The organism is Pseudomonas gregormendelii (assembly GCF_017114825.1).
Classification (GTDB): Bacteria; Pseudomonadota; Gammaproteobacteria; order Pseudomonadales; family Pseudomonadaceae; genus Aquipseudomonas; species Aquipseudomonas gregormendelii.
Genome location: NZ_JADEVO010000007.1, coordinates 51,993 through 66,622 on the forward strand (window position 1 = coordinate 51,993; position 14,630 = coordinate 66,622).

The window sequence follows — 14,630 nt, forward strand, 5'->3', positions numbered from 1 at the left end:
AAGCGAGGTGATGACATGCCAAGCGACTCCCGCCCTGCCGTGCTCGAACTGATCGGTAACACGCCCCTGGTGCGTGTCAGCCGATTCGACACCGGCCCCTGCACCCTGTTTCTCAAACTCGAATCCCAGAACCCCGGCGGCTCGATCAAGGACCGCATCGGCCTGGCCATGATCGACGCGGCCGAGCGTGACGGGCGCCTCAGACCCGGCGGCACCATCGTCGAAGCGACTGCCGGCAACACCGGGCTCGGCCTGGCACTGGTGGGTCGCGCCAAGGGTTACCGGGTGGTACTGGTGGTGCCGGACAAGATGTCCACCGAGAAGGTCCTGCACCTCAAGGCCATGGGCGCCGAGGTGCACATCACCCGTTCCGATGTCGGCAAGGGCCATCCGGAGTACTACCAGGACGTGGCCGCACGCCTGGCCCAGGACATTCCCGACGCGTTCTTCGCCGATCAATTCAACAATCCGGCCAACCCCCTGGCCCATGAATGCAGCACCGCGCCGGAAATCTGGGCGCAAACCCAGCACGACCTGGACGCCATCGTCGTCGGCGTCGGTTCTGCCGGCACCCTGACCGGCCTGACCCGCTTCTTCAAACGGGTGCAACCGGACCTGGAAATGGTCCTGGCCGACCCAGTCGGCTCGGTCATGGCCGAATACAGCCGCAGCGGCACGCTCGGCACGCCCGGGTCGTGGGCCGTGGAAGGCATCGGCGAAGACTTCATCCCGTCCATTTGCGACCTGTCCAGCGTGCGCAAGGCCTACTCGATCAGCGACGAGGAAAGCTTCGATCACGCGCGCCAACTGCTGCGGGTCGAAGGCATTCTCGGCGGATCGTCCACCGGCACCCTGCTCGCTACCGCACTGCGTTACTGCCGCGAACAAACCCAGCCCAAGCGCGTGGTCAGTTTCGTCTGCGACACCGGCACCCGCTACCTGTCCAAGGTCTACAACGACCAGTGGATGAATGATCAGGGCCTGCTTCAGTACAAACGCTACGGCGACCTGCGCGACCTGATCGCGCGGCGTTTCGAAGACGGCCGGGTGATCAGCGTGGGCCCGGACGATACCTTGCTCACCGCCTTCCAGCGCATGCGCCTGGCCGATGTCTCACAACTGCCGGTGCTGGTGAACGGCAAGCAACTGGTGGGCGTCATCGACGAATCCGACATCCTGTTCGGCATGCAGGAGGACCCCTCGCACTTTCGCCTCAGCGTCGCCAGCGCCATGACCGACAAAGTCCAGATCCTCGCACCCGCTGCCTGCCTGGCGGAACTGCAAGCCGAGCTCGACCGCGGGCTGGTGGCGATCATCGCCGACGCCTCGGGCTTCCACGGCCTGATCACCCGCTTCGACCTGCTCAACCACCTACGGAGATCCCTTGCATGAGCCAGCATGACGAAAACGCCCCGGCCCACGCCTTCGCCACTCGCGTGATTCACGCGGGGCAGACGCCGGACCCATCCACCGGGGCGTTGATGCCGCCGATCTATGCCAACTCCACTTACCTGCAACAGAGCCCCGGCGTGCACAAGGGCCTGGATTACGGCCGCTCCCACAATCCGACGCGCTTTGCCCTGGAGCGCTGCGTCGCAGACCTCGAAGGCGGGACCCAGGCATTTGCCTTCGCCTCGGGGCTGGCGACCATCTCCACGGTGCTCGAATTGCTCGACGCCAACGCCCACATCGTCTCCGGCAATGACCTGTACGGCGGCACCTTCCGCCTGTTCGACAAAGTTCGCAAACGCAGCGCCGGGCACCGTTTCAGCTTCGTCGACCTGACCGACCTGGCCGCCTTCGAAGCAGCCCTGGAGGAAGACACGCGGATGGTCATGGTCGAGACGCCGACCAACCCGCTGCTGAGCCTGACCGACCTCGCCGCGATTGCCAGCATCTGCCGCGCGCGAGGCATCATCTGCGTGGCCGACAACACTTTCGCCAGTCCGTGGATCCAGCGACCGCTGGAGCTGGGCTTCGACATCGTGCTGCACTCGACCACCAAATACCTCAACGGCCACTCGGACGTCATCGGCGGTATCGCCGTGGTCGGCCAGAACCCTGAACTTGCCGAGCGCCTGGGCTTCCTGCAAAACGCCGTCGGCGCCATTGCCGGCCCATTCGACGCGTTCCTCACCCTGCGCGGCATAAAAACCCTGGCCCTGCGCATGGAGCGCCACTGCAGCAACGCACTGGACCTGGCGCAGTGGCTGGAACGCCAACCGCAAGTCGCCCGCGTCTACTACCCCGGCCTGCCTTCACATCCCCAGCACGAGCTGGCCAAACGCCAAATGCGCGGCTTCGGCGGCATGATCTCCATCGACCTCAACACCGACCTGGCCGGCGCCAGGCGCTTCCTGGAGAACGTTCACATCTTCGCCCTGGCCGAGAGCCTGGGCGGTGTAGAAAGCCTGATCGAACACCCGGCCATCATGACCCACGCCACCATCCCGCCCGAAACCCGGGCACAACTGGGCATCGGCGATGGACTGGTGCGCTTGTCGGTGGGGGTTGAGGATGTGGAGGATCTGCGTGCGGATTTGGCTCAGGCGTTGCAGAGGATCGACACCCCAATATAGAAGCGAGCCTGCTCGCGATGTGAGCAAGAGCGATGTGGAAATTCAGGTAAGCAGCGTCAGCGTTAACGCCCATCGCGAGCAAGCTAGCTCTTACAGTCGATGGGTGCGTCTGCGCAGTGGAAACATGAATCAGAAAAATGGCAGGGGCGGCTGGATTCGAACCAACGCATGGCAGGATCAAAACCTGCTGCCTTACCGCTTGGCGACGCCCCTGTATCGATCGCGACGAGTGCTGTGCACTGTCTTTTTTGATGGTGAAGCGGGTGAGCAACGGCGGGCGTTGCTACGTTCGCTGCCAGTCCGGAGAGGCCCTGTGCAGGAATGGGCGCAAATTTACCAACTTCTGCGCCATGTTGGAAGCAAAAAGTGGAAATAATTTTGTTTTAAAACAGCTGCTTATCGTATTCGCAGTGCTGCACCGGCGACTTGGCTCATTTGACCAGGGCGCCGGACAGATCGAATTCAGCCCTTGGCCGCCATTGCCGTGACTTCCACGCGCATCCCTTCCACCGCCAGCGAGGCCACGCCGACAGCGGCGCGAACGGGCCATGGCTTGGCGAAAAAGCGCTTGTAGACTTCGTTGAAGGCGGCGCGATCGGCCATGTCGGTGAGGTAGATGGTCAGATGCAGGACGCGATCCATGGAACTGCCGGCGCGCTCCAGCGCAACCTTGAGTGCCTGCAGGGTGCATTCGCTTTGCAGGGTGATATCGCCCAGCTCCAGGCTGCCATCGGCGTGGGTCGGGATCTGCGTGGAAACCAGCAGACCGCCGAACCCGACCACGTCGGAGGAGATGGAATCGGCGTCGGGATCAGGGACGAAGGTGATGTCTTGGTTGGCCATGGGGGTCTCTTTCATAAAGTGATCGGCTGGGGTACGCCTTGAGCGGGCATAGTCTACAGCTGCTGCGCGGTGGTGTGGATGGTTGACGCGGCGGATCTGTGTCATGCGCAGGGAGACTGGCAACTGGAATCCATTGTGGCTGGCAGGGATTACTGTGGGAGTTGCAGAATTTGGAAGAAGGTTCTCCAACAAAGGATTAGCCGATTGAGTCTAGCAGCGCGGGGTCATGGCCTATCCTTCCACTCAATTGATCACTGCGAGTAGCGTCATGACCACCCCTGAGTCCGCCCTGCTGCAAAGCTGGCATCACAACGCCCGCGCCTGGATCGACGCTGTCCGCAGTGGCTCGATCGAAAGCCGCCGCCAGGTCACCGACCAGGCCATTTTATTGGCAATCATGGGCCGCCAGCCTGAGCGAGTGCTGGACCTGGGCTGTGGCGAAGGCTGGTTACTGCGGGTGCTGGCTGAACGCGGGATCACTGCAGTTGGAGTGGACGGCGATACGACACTGGTCGAGGCCGCGCGGACGGCAGGCAGCCCACAGGTCTACCTGGCGAGCTATGAAACCCTGGTCGATGCGAAGGTCGACATCGGCCGCGACTACGACCTGATCTGCGCCAACTTTGCCCTGCTGCACCAGGACATCATCCCGCTGCTCAGCGCCATGAACGCCCTGCTCGCCCCCGGCGGCGCGCTGGTGATCCAGACGCTGCATCCCTGGACTGCGGCGGCAGGCGACTATCAGGATGGCTGGCGATCAGAGACCTTCGCCGGGTTTACCGGGCACTGGCAACCCATGCCCTGGTACCTGCGCACCTTGTCCAGCTGGTTCAACGCGCTGGACATGGCGGGCTTTCAACTGGTGGGCCTGCAAGAGCCGCAGCACCCGCAAAGTCCGTTGCCGCAGTCGTTGCTGATGGTGGCTGAACAGCGTCTCCCGGGCGTTTAACCTGGGCACCCTCCACGACCGCCCGGCTCAAGGGCTGTGCTCAAGGTCGTTCATGTTGTTCTTTGCCAGTGCAGCTCATTGTGGCCACAGATCGACCGGAAAATATTTCTGCGAGATTTGAGTGTACTTGCCCGTCTCATGCAATTGCGTGAGTGCCTGGTCGATGCGCTCCTTTAGCGCGGTATCGCTTTTGCGCAGCCCGGCGCCGACGCCCAGGCCGTACAGCAAGGGGTCCATCTTCACGCTGCCGGTGCCTTTCTCTTCATATGCCGCGCCATCTGCGGAGCTCAGGAAAGCAATATCGCCGAGCTTGTCGAGAAACATGACGTCGATACGCCCGGCCAGCAGGTCCGCGTTGCAATCATCCTGGGTGGCATAGATGCGAATCTCGGAGTCCTTGCCGTAGGCGCTGCGGATGAACTCGGCGTTGGTGGTGGAACCCTGCACGCCGATGGACTTGCCTGCCAGGCCTTGTGGGGTCAGCGTCAGCCGGGTGTCCTTGGCCGCGACGAAAATTCCCGTGGTTTCGTAGTACGGACGGGAAAAGGCAATCACTTTCTGCCGTTCCGGGCTGATGCCCATGGAGTTGAACAACACGTCGAACTTGTTGGCGAGCAACGCCGGAATAATGCCGTCCCACGCCACCTCCTTGATCTCGCACTCGGCTTTCATCTGCTCGCACAGTGCCCGGATCAGGTCGGGTTCAAAGCCGGTGAATTGCCCGGTGGGCGTCTTCACCAGGAATGGCGGGTAAGGCTCGGCGGCCACACCAAAGCGCAGCTTGTCCTCGGCTGCACTGGCGGGAGCCGCGAAGGAACATAACGTCATGCCGACGGCAGCCAACAACGTCAAATTGCGCAGCATTGATTTCATGGTCAGTCCTTTTTTCTCAGGAAAATGGTTCGATAGCACGGCTGGCTACACCCCGGGTGACGGCAATGGCAGCCAGCCCTGGATGTTTTGCCAGTCCGCTTCGAGGGCGGCAAAACGTGACAGCGAGAAGCTCGAGATGTCGGCAAAACTGCAACGGCCGTCGACCACCAGATCGCGAATCGCATGACCGCTCGCCGGCGACAGGCCGAACCCGACCCCCGACATGGTGGCCACCGTCACATTATCCAGCGCGGCGGGCCGGTCGATCACCGGGCGCCCGTCCGGGGTATTTTCGATGAACCCGGCCCAACTGCGGATCACCCGTTTGTGCGCCACCTTGGGAAACAGTTCGGCGAGCCGTCGGGCAATATTGCATTGCAGCGGAGTCGACTGCGCACGGTTGCGGCTGACGTCGCGCAGGTCGACCCACTCATGCGGCCCGCCGCCATACGCCAGGTTGCCGCGCAGGGTCTGACGACCGTACAGGCCATTGCCATCCACCCCGCCCACCTCCAGTAGCGGCAGTGGCTCGGTAACGATCATCTCGGCCCGTGCAGTAACCAACGGAATCTCGACGCCGAGCTGAGCGGCCAGTTCACCGGTATGCGGGCCTGCGGCGATCACCAACTGGTCGCACGAAATCAGCCCCTGGGCAGTGCGCACGCCGGTGACACGGTTACCCTGACGCTCGATGGAAAGAACCGGCGAGTGCTCGAGCAAACGGCCACCAAGATTCTTCAGTGCCCAGGCATAGGCCTGCAAGGTGCGATGCGGGTTGGCGTGGCCGCCAAAATGGTAGTAGTAGCCGGCCAATACGTTGTCGCCGGCAATGGGCACCACGTCACGCACCTGTTGGGGGTCGAGCCGGTCGACGCGCAACCCGTACCAGGCGGCTTCGTCGACAACCTTTTCATCGATCGAGACCTGATGCTCGGTCAGATCGATACTGATGCGATCCGGACGATATTCGGTGGGATAACCGAGCAGTTCGTCCATCAGTGGCCACAGCCGTTGCTCTTCGACGAACAGCGGACTGTGGTGGTGGGAACAGCCGCCGCCATTACGGCCCGAGGCGCCCCAACCGATCAGGCCCGCTTCAAGTACCAGCACGTCAACGCCATCGCGGGCCAGCCACCAGGCGGCACTCAGGCCAGTCACTCCTGCGCCGACGACGATCACGGATGCACGGATGCACGGATGCACGATTTCTTCACTGCGCGCATGGTGTCAGCCCTCGACAGGTGGCGTATGGGTGGTGCCCGTCGGGCGCCGGGCCACCGTTTGTTGCCCGGTGCACAGCCAGAACGGCGTCCACTGGGACGGCATGTCGAACCAGGCATCCCAATGACCGAACATCTGCGGCGTTTCCTCGACCTGACCCAACTGTCGCATCGACAGCGGCCGCACGGGCGGGCGAAACGAGGCCAGTGCGATACCGTCGACACTCAAGCCGGCACTGATCCCCAGCAAGGTCGCCACCTGTTCGCGGCAGCGCCGCCCCTGGCACGGGCCCATGCAGGCGCGGGTCAGGCGCTTGGTCACGTCCGGATTCGGCAGCGACGAAGTCATCGCACTCTGCACGGCAGCATCGGCCGGTGTCCATTGCAGATAGCGCGGCGGTTGCTGGCCTATGATTTCACTGGCTGTGACCTCTTCGCACAGGCATACGTAGGGCTCATTGCGGGCATGCACAGTGGATGCGCGGACCCACGCCGCACGAATTGCGGCGACATCGAAGACGGGGCCGTCCGGCAATGGCGCGGGTTCGGGCGGCGGCGTGACTACGCCCAGGGCCGCCAGCGCGGTGTGCGCAGCCACCCGGCCTTCGTGCCTTGCGATGGCATCGTCGAGGCTTTTCGCCGTCCAGGTTCCAGCGCAGTCCCCGGCCACCAGGATAAACGGCAACGACGAGCGCTGCGCCCGATCAATGTCGGGGACATGCCCGCCGCGTCCGGCCTGGAAGGAGGTGCGGCAGCCGGCTGCTTCGACCAGTTCGATCGCCGCAATAGCGGCCACGCCGAGCAGTACCGTGTCACATTCAATCTCTGTTGCAACCCCGGGCAGTGGACGCCCCGCCCCATCGATCGCAACAGCAGTGATCCCCTGCACGCCGCGCGCATCTGCGCGCGCCTCGCCAATCACATGCCCGCTCAACACCTGGGCGCCTTGCGCCACCAACAGGTCGAGTAGCGCAGGGTCAGCGCTGACCCGGTCAGCCTGCTCGACGATGGCCACGATCTGCACACCCTTGGCGATCAGCGCATGGGCCGAGACCAGCGCCTGGGTGTCGCTGCCGAGTAACACTGCACGTTTGCACTCCAGCGCGTCATAGACAGTGGCCAGACGATGCGCAGCGCTGACCCCCATTACGCCGGGGTGATGCCAGCCGTCAAACGCCAGGCCCATGTCCCGTCGTCCGGCGGCGACTATCACTTGCCTGAAGCGCAGCAAACTGGCCTTGTCTTCGTCGGCCAGGCCGGCAATCGAGCCCTCGATCCAGGCGGTGGTGCGCTGTTGCGGGAACAACCCCCACACCGCTGTGCCCAGTCGCACATCGACCCCGGCGTCGAGCGCCTCGGCGATCTGCGGACGCGCATCAAGCAGGGTCTGCAGCACGCTATTGCGATTGGCGACTGCGGCGCCCATACGGCCTCCGAAATGCAACGGCACTTCTTCTCCCATGGTCTCCAAAGGCAGTGGATTTTCGTCCACCAGCGTCACGCGCAGGCCATGCCCGGCAGCAGCCAGGGCGGCAGCGAGCCCCGCGGGCCCGGCGCCCACGATGAGGATATCGGTCTCGTCGCTGACCGGCGGAGCCTTGCCAGCCACCGAAGCGGGATCGTAATAGGTGTCTGGATCGAGAGGTTTTGTCATCGTTGTACCCTCGCAAGGACGTGCACAGTAATTGACTAGAACAGCGAAGAAGGCGGCTTGACATCGCCCTCGGCAAATCGCGACAGGCGCAGCTGGCGCATGTCCAGGCCCGGATTGCCCGAGTCGATCCAGTCCGCCAGGATCTTGCCGACGATGGGGCCCATGGCAAACCCGTGGCCGCAGAAGCCGGTGGCCACTGCCAGGCCGCGGGGCGAGGTGTGCGCGTCGATCACCGGAATACCGTCCGGCAACACATCGATGCCGCCGGCCCAGCGGTCAACGATCTGCGTATTCACCTGATCGGGAAACGCCGCCTTGAGCGCACGCATCGCGCTTCCCAGGCCCTTTTCATTGGGCTGCAGCAATGGATTGCGCTGGTGAATCCCGGCGCCCAGCCGCGATGCCTCGGACCACGGCATGCGCTGGTGCAGATCGCTCAGACAGGCGCCGTTGAGGTTGAAGCGAAACGATTTGCGGTGTGCCCACAGCGAAGGCGCATACCAATGCAAAGCCCGCAGATGGCCAAGCGTCATGTCGACGTCGACATGAACGTCGTCGGCCACGTTGAAGCTGCCGTCCAGCCGCTGGCGGAAGCCCACACCGTTGGCAATCGTGGAAATACCGCTCAGGGTCGGCCCAACGCTGGTACGCGCCACCGTGCCCCGTACCAATTGCTGCGGCAGGGAAATACCCAGCATCTTCAGCAGTCGAAAAGTGCTGACACCTGCCGCGCACACCACGGTTTTCGCCTTGACGTAGCCACGCTCGGTTTCCACTCCGACCACCTGGCCGGCAGCGACGTCGATGCCTTTGGCACCGCACTGTTCAATGATCTGCGCGCCCAGTTCCCGGGCGCGCATTGCGAAGGCGCGGGCCACACGTGTGGGTTCGGCCTGACCGTCGCTGGCGGTATACAGACCGCCAAGCTGCGGCATCGCGTAACCCGGCAGTTTTTTTTGCACCTCCCGAGGCGAAAGCATCACCGTATCGACCGAGAAACTGCGCGCCACTGACAGCCAGGAGGCATAACCCTCGCGCTCGACCTCGTTGCCAGCGACGAACAGGCAGCCGTCATTGCGCCAGCCCAGGTCGGTCTGCAGGTCGTGCTCCAGCGAACGCCAAAGCCCGATACTGGCCTGCATCAACGGCACTTCGGCTTCGTCACGGGACTGCTGGCGAACGAAGCCCCAGGCCCGCGAAGATTGCTGCCCGGCAATGATGCTTTTATCAATCAGCAGAACCCTGGCCCCCGCTTTGCTAAGGTAGTACGCACAGGCACACCCCATCAGGCCGCCGCCGATGATCGCCACGTCGACCGCTTCCGGCAGGCGTTGGTCCTGGGGCGCCGAGCGGCTATCGAATGCCATTGCTGGAGTGTTCATGAGGGCCACCGTCCGCTGGAAAAAAGACGCGTAGCGCCGCGTCGTTGTTTCAATCAAGAATGTGCCCCGTACTGGCGAAATAACAGTGATGTATCTGCATTAATCCCATGTGAGGAGCGCATAGAACATGAGCCGCCAACTGCCATCCATCGAGCTTCTGCAGGCCTTCCTGACGGTGGCGAAGACCGGCAATTTCGGCAAGGCTGGCGAGCAGCTCAACCTCAGTCAGAGCGCGGTAAGCCGCCAGGTTGCGCAACTGGAGGCGCGCCTGGACAGCCGCCTGTTCGAACGCCACACCCGCAGGATCGTCCTCACCGCCGAGGGCCGCTCGCTGGTGCCGGTGGCCGAACAGGTCATCGGCCTGCTCTGCGATGCCTCGCACATGCTCGCCACCGTCGGCCGTAGTTTCAGCCTGCGTGCTCACCCGACCATGGCAGCGCGTTGGCTGATCCCGCGGCTCACGACGTTTTATGGTATGCACCCGCAAGTCAACGTCAGCGTGGATACGGTGTATCACCGCTTCCCTGACTTCGCGTTCGAATCCATAGACGCCATGGTCGCCTACGGCACCGCCACCTGGCCGGACTTCGAAGCACTGCAATTGTGGGAAGAAGAACTGATCCCGGTGTGCTCCCCGGCCTTGCTCGCCGGGACCACACCGCAAGAACTGCTCAAGAGTGCGCGGCTGGTAGACTCGAGCATGGACCGTCTGGACTGGCGGCGCTGGGCTGAGTACTACCCGGACTCAACCGGCATCGATAACGCTCATTTGACCTTTGATACGCTGGAGTCGGCCATCGTCGCGGTGAAATGCGGCCAGGGGATTGCGCTGGTTGATGCGGTGCTGACCGATGACGAATTGCGCAGTGGGCAGCTGGTGCGAGTGCATTCGGGCCGCATCGTGACCGGGGGGCGGTACACGCTGGTGTATCCGCGGCGGGTCAAGCATTCGAGTGGGTTTTCGGAGTTTCTGGAGTGGTTGGGGCAGGAAGCGGGTCTCGACGCTGCCCGCACCTGAGATTCGCTGGCGAATCAGCGATTGCTACTGACCCTTGCAACTCAATCCCGATCCTTCGTTGTGCGGATCAGGTTATTTCGCAGCTTCACTATCGCTTTCTGCATGTTCACGAAATCCTCCGGATCAAGCCCCGTCTGCGGGAAGCCATCTTTCGAGAGCCCTTCACGCAACTTGCGGCCTTCACTGGTCAGATTGATGCGCACCTGGCGTTCATCTTCCGGGTCGCGTTGACGGCGCAGATAACCCATGGCTTCGAGCTTCTTCAGGATGGGGGTCAGCGTATTGGATTCCAGAAACAGTTTCTCGCCAAGGCTGCCAACGGTCTGGTTATCCTCCTCCCACAGCGCAACAAGCGTGATGTATTGCGTGTAGGTCAGCCCCAGCCGTTCAAGCATTGGCTTGTAGGCTTTACCGAAGGCGAGGTTGGAGGAATACACGGCAAAGCACAGGAAGTCGGAAAGCTTCAGATCAAGGGCGGCGGTCTTTTCATTGGATTTCATCAGCATTCTCGGTCGTCAGCGACGGATGGGCGCATGGCCGGACTATACATCGCATGCGATGGTGTCGGTAGTGCTCCCCTCCTCCCAGGTCTCAGCGAAATGCGCCAACACCGGCCCACCAGAATCGATCCTGGCAAGCCGGCGCTGCGTTGGGTTACTCGGTGCGCACGTTGATAGCGACCTCAATGTTGCCGCGGGTGGCCTTGGAGTACGGGCAGATGGCATCCGCGTTATGCGCCAGTTCGGTGGCCACCTCGTGCGTCAAGCCGGGTACCCGCAGGGTCAGTCGGGCTTGCAGGAAGTAGGCTGCGCCGGTCTGGCCCAAGTCCACTTCGAGGTCGACGGCCGTATCGGCTGGCAGGGTCACTTTCATTTGCTGGGCGGCCAGGCCTACCGCTGCGATGTAGCAGGCCGACCAGGCGCCGGCGAACAGTTGCTCGGCCTTCGGGTGCGGCTGGACGCCGGTGAACACGTGCTCAGGGGTGGCGTTCGTGGGGGACGACAATTCGATGTCGAGGTTGCCCTTGTTACCGTTATAGGTGGTGTGGGTTTTGCCGGTGACCAGTACTTTTTCGATCTTGCTCATGATTGAATCCTCAGGACTTTATGTATTTGCACGATTTAATCGCATGCGATATATATGGCAGAGCTTAAATGGCGGATCCGATGATCCAGTTATTGCCGTTGTGGCCACGAACAACAAGGTGAGTGCAGATGGGGCTGTAGCAGGTTCTTTTGGTGTTCATGACCGGGTCTCCAGCGATTGGGTTATTTTCAATCGCTATCGACTTGATCGCATGCGATGTAGTTATAGTCACGCAAAGCCCCATTGCTGTCAAAGCCTATTTTAAACATCGACGACGAGCGGTCGGCGCGCAACCTTTGGCTGCGCGCACTCCACTTGCGAGTTACACCGTTGACTGCAGGGCCTTGGCCGAACGCGCTTTGAACGCCAGCCCGAAGCAAAAGAATATCGCCAGCGAAAACCCGGCCGGAAACAGCCAGATGCTCGTCCGGTCATGGCCGCCGGTCAGCGCAAAGTGATCCGTCACCTGCCCCGCCACCCAGAAGCCAATCAACATGCCCACACCGTAAGTGGCCAGCGTGATCAGCCCCTGGGCCGAACTCCTGTAACGCTCGGAGGCCTTGGCGTCGGTGTAGATCTGTCCGGAGACGAAGAAGAAGTCGTAGCAGATGCCGTGCAACGCAATGCCGGTGAACAGCATGAACGCCAGGTCGCCGTTGTCGCCGTAGGCGAACAACAGGTAGCGCAACGCCCAGGCGAGCATGCCCACCAGCAGGGCGATCTTGATGCCGAAGCGCTGGATGAAACGCCGCCGTGGAACAAGCATACCGACCCAATCTGATGGCCGTGCAGTTTCGCTCCCGACGTACCGGCAACCTGGTGATCCTGGTGCCCACCATCGCCAACAGCTTTTTCGCCAAGGTCATCAGCGGTGCGCAACAGGCCGCCCAGCTCGCTGGCTACCGGCTGTTGCTGTGCGATACCCAGGGCCGCGAAGCCATCGAGCGCGAGTTTGCCGAGCTGGTGTACGCCCACCAGGCCGACGGCGTGATCCAGTTGCGCGCCTATGACCCTTTTGCAGCGCCCTTCCCCGGCGCCGAACTGCCGCCGATCGTCAATGCCTGCGAGGTGATTCACAACGGTCGTCACCCCAGCATCAGCCTCGACAATCGAGCGGCGGCCAAGGCCATGACCGAGCATCTGATCGAACTGGGTCATCGCCGCATCGGCCTGATCAAGGGCCCGAAAAGCAGCCCGCTGACCCGTGATCGGGTCGCCGGGTATCAGGATGCATTAAACCAGGCCGGCATCGAGGCCGATCCCGCGCTTGTCTGCCATGGTGATTTCAGCCTCAAGGCCGGTGATGACGGAGCCGCAGCCATGCTGGCACTGCCCGACCGCCCCACAGCGCTGTTTTGCGAGAACGATGAAATGGCCATCGGCGCATTAAAACGCATCAGGCAATCGGGCCTGCGGGTCCCCGAGGACATTTCCCTGGTGGGCTTTGACGACATCCCGTTTGCGGCGTACTGCGATCCACCGCTGACGACCATCTCGCAGCCGGCCGAAGCCTTCGGCCAGCGCGCCGTCGAGCTGCTGATTGCGCTGATCGAGAAAAAACCGCTGGCCGAACGGCACGTGGTGCTGCCCTTTGAATTGACCTTGCGCGAGAGCACTGCGCGGGTTCGACAACACTGACCCTCAGCGCCACTCCATATGGGTGGTTTGCCACTGCGGGTCGGGGTCCACGGCGATCAACCGAAAATCACGCTTGCGCCAGAAGTCGATGGCTCCCGGTAGGAAGGGATGCGTGTGCAGGTAGATCACCTCGACGACGGCCTGCACCGCCAATGCCTTCAACGCACTGTACAGCTGGCTGGCCAGCCCCGAACGGCGCAACCCTGGCTGCACGAACAGCCGCACCACTTCCACCACCTTGAGGCCGCGGTACTCGAGTTGTTGAAAACGGTGGTCGTAGGGCAGATAACCAATGGAGGCGACGATCCGGCCTTCATCACGGACCAGCAGAAACTGCCCCCCGCCCTTGAGATACACCTCTTCGAAATTCAACAGATCCGCAGGAGTGCCGGTACCACTGAGCTTTGGGAACAGCTCGGCGCGAGCCTGCATGAGGAAGGTTTCGAGCTGGAGTCTGAGCGTTGTATCGGCAACCCGCATCAATTAGCTGCTACTCAACTGAGATTACAAGCCCCAGCAGTAGGGCAACACAACGACTGGGTAGACGTTACTCTGTGAGAGTTGTCGTAGGAAATATCCCTCACAGAAAAAGGAAAACGGACAGCAAATTCCGGACCAATCCTACTTAACAACCATCTCAAATAATGAATAATAATCTCGCACTGAAAGGATGTTATAAATTAAAAGGACGCCTGCATGAATATTAAAGAAGCAACTTCACTAGAGCATGAAATATGCGCAGCAATTGCTGCATGCAAATCAGTTGAAGATTTAAACGAAAAATGTATTGAAGTGACAAAGCAGATGAACTTTGACTATTTTCTGTATCGCATTCAATATCCAACTCCTTTCACAAACCCTCGAACCAAAATATTGGGAAACTATCCCCTTGGAAAACCTACGCCCAAAGCAACCAACCACAGGACTACGGGTCATCTGAAAATAGATTCAGAACAACCGAAATCGTTTAACTCGACGCCAATCACATCGCGTAAAATAGAGTCACACAGTAAAATATACTTTTTTACTCAATCCGCAAAGAAAAACGACGGCATACACGAGCAAACCATTATAGCAAGGACCGGCCGTAAGATCACACAACCAGAACTAGTAGCCGTTCGAGCACTAATTAACAGCATTACGACTGAAATATACAACAAGCTTCTTGCGATTGACGGCCAAAACACAAAAGCCGTGGTTTTAACGCCGAGAGAGAAGGAAATATTACTCTGGGGAGCAGATGGAAAAACCTCAGAAGAAATCGCAATGATTTTAGGACTTTCGCAAAACTCAGTAAACTTTCACCACAAGACAATTCAGAAAAAGCTTGGCACCTCCAATAGGGCGCAAGCAATTGCTCATGCAATAATCAAAGGATACTTATGATC

The 14,630-nt window shown here is 61.1% G+C and carries 13 protein-coding genes, 1 tRNA gene and 2 pseudogenes; 6 read left to right on the forward strand and 10 right to left on the reverse strand.

Going from position 1 to position 14,630, the window contains the following annotated elements:
* The first annotated feature begins 15 nt into the window (after positions 1-15).
* Together IMW75_RS07255 and IMW75_RS07260 are read left to right on the forward strand one after the other, a co-directional pair.
* Complete coding sequence (locus IMW75_RS07255) at positions 16-1,392, forward strand: pyridoxal-phosphate dependent enzyme (RefSeq protein ID WP_205892204.1); 1,377 nt, start codon at positions 16-18, stop codon at positions 1,390-1,392.
* Complete coding sequence (locus IMW75_RS07260) at positions 1,389-2,579, forward strand: trans-sulfuration enzyme family protein (protein WP_205892205.1); 1,191 nt, start codon at positions 1,389-1,391, stop codon at positions 2,577-2,579. Before IMW75_RS07255 ends, IMW75_RS07260 begins: the two co-directional genes overlap by 4 nt.
* A gap of 138 nt (positions 2,580-2,717) precedes the next feature.
* Here IMW75_RS07260 and IMW75_RS07265 read toward each other — a convergent pair.
* Together IMW75_RS07265 and IMW75_RS07270 are read right to left on the reverse strand one after the other, a co-directional pair.
* Positions 2,718-2,792: transfer RNA gene (locus IMW75_RS07265), tRNA-Gln, on the reverse strand.
* A 249-nt stretch (positions 2,793-3,041) separates the two neighbouring features.
* Positions 3,042-3,422 (reverse strand): RidA family protein, encoded by a 381-nt coding sequence (locus IMW75_RS07270; RefSeq protein WP_205892206.1) that lies wholly within the window; start codon positions 3,420-3,422, stop codon positions 3,042-3,044.
* Between the two features lie 268 nt (positions 3,423-3,690).
* On the opposite strand from IMW75_RS07270, the gene IMW75_RS07275 reads away from it, so the two are divergent.
* Positions 3,691-4,371 carry a class I SAM-dependent methyltransferase gene (locus IMW75_RS07275; RefSeq protein ID WP_205892207.1) on the forward strand — a complete coding sequence of 227 codons (681 nt, stop codon included), beginning with the start codon at positions 3,691-3,693 and terminating at the stop codon, positions 4,369-4,371.
* A 75-nt stretch (positions 4,372-4,446) separates the two neighbouring features.
* Here the strand turns inward: IMW75_RS07275 and IMW75_RS07280 are convergent, their stop codons facing one another.
* From IMW75_RS07280 to IMW75_RS07295, 4 genes are read right to left on the reverse strand one after another with little or no spacing between them, the layout of a single operon-like run.
* A complete protein-coding gene (locus IMW75_RS07280) occupies positions 4,447-5,244 on the reverse strand; it encodes a transporter substrate-binding domain-containing protein (protein WP_082069091.1) in 798 nt (265 codons plus the stop codon).
* A gap of 45 nt (positions 5,245-5,289) precedes the next feature.
* Entirely contained in the window at positions 5,290-6,447 is a 1,158-nt protein-coding gene (locus IMW75_RS07285) for an NAD(P)/FAD-dependent oxidoreductase (protein ID WP_336512411.1), read from the reverse strand.
* Positions 6,448-6,471: 24 nt separating this feature from the next.
* Entirely contained in the window at positions 6,472-8,118 is a 1,647-nt protein-coding gene (locus IMW75_RS07290) for an FAD-dependent oxidoreductase (RefSeq protein WP_205892208.1), read from the reverse strand.
* A 35-nt stretch (positions 8,119-8,153) separates the two neighbouring features.
* Complete coding sequence (locus tag IMW75_RS07295; RefSeq protein WP_205892209.1) at positions 8,154-9,500, reverse strand: NAD(P)/FAD-dependent oxidoreductase; 1,347 nt, start codon at positions 9,498-9,500, stop codon at positions 8,154-8,156.
* A gap of 127 nt (positions 9,501-9,627) precedes the next feature.
* Here IMW75_RS07295 and IMW75_RS07300 point away from each other — a divergent pair, with 127 nt between their 5' ends.
* On the forward strand, positions 9,628-10,518 hold the full coding sequence (locus tag IMW75_RS07300) for a LysR substrate-binding domain-containing protein (RefSeq protein ID WP_205892210.1): 891 nt from the start codon (positions 9,628-9,630) through the stop codon (positions 10,516-10,518).
* Positions 10,519-10,559: 41 nt separating this feature from the next.
* Here the strand turns inward: IMW75_RS07300 and IMW75_RS07305 are convergent, their stop codons facing one another.
* The 3 genes and pseudogenes from IMW75_RS07305 to IMW75_RS07315 form a co-directional block, all read right to left on the reverse strand.
* Positions 10,560-11,018, reverse strand: coding sequence for a MarR family winged helix-turn-helix transcriptional regulator (locus IMW75_RS07305; protein WP_205892211.1), 459 nt, complete (start codon positions 11,016-11,018; stop codon positions 10,560-10,562).
* A 154-nt stretch (positions 11,019-11,172) separates the two neighbouring features.
* Complete coding sequence (locus tag IMW75_RS07310; RefSeq protein ID WP_205892212.1) at positions 11,173-11,604, reverse strand: Ohr family peroxiredoxin; 432 nt, start codon at positions 11,602-11,604, stop codon at positions 11,173-11,175.
* A 322-nt stretch (positions 11,605-11,926) separates the two neighbouring features.
* Positions 11,927-12,349, reverse strand: a pseudogene (locus IMW75_RS07315) (MFS transporter); the annotation flags it as partial.
* Here IMW75_RS07315 and IMW75_RS07320 point away from each other — a divergent pair.
* Positions 12,349-13,242, forward strand: a pseudogene (locus tag IMW75_RS07320) (substrate-binding domain-containing protein); the annotation flags it as partial. The pseudogenes IMW75_RS07315 and IMW75_RS07320 sit on opposite strands and share 1 nt — an antisense overlap.
* A gap of 3 nt (positions 13,243-13,245) precedes the next feature.
* On the opposite strand, the gene IMW75_RS07325 reads toward IMW75_RS07320, so the two are convergent.
* The gene (locus tag IMW75_RS07325; RefSeq protein WP_205892213.1) at positions 13,246-13,722 is read right to left on the reverse strand and encodes a GNAT family N-acetyltransferase; all 477 of its coding nucleotides are present in this window, start codon (positions 13,720-13,722) and stop codon (positions 13,246-13,248) included.
* A gap of 216 nt (positions 13,723-13,938) precedes the next feature.
* On the opposite strand from IMW75_RS07325, the gene IMW75_RS07330 reads away from it, so the two are divergent.
* Positions 13,939-14,628 carry a helix-turn-helix transcriptional regulator gene (locus IMW75_RS07330; RefSeq protein ID WP_205892214.1) on the forward strand — a complete coding sequence of 230 codons (690 nt, stop codon included), beginning with the start codon at positions 13,939-13,941 and terminating at the stop codon, positions 14,626-14,628.
* The last annotated feature ends 2 nt before the right edge of the window (positions 14,629-14,630 follow it).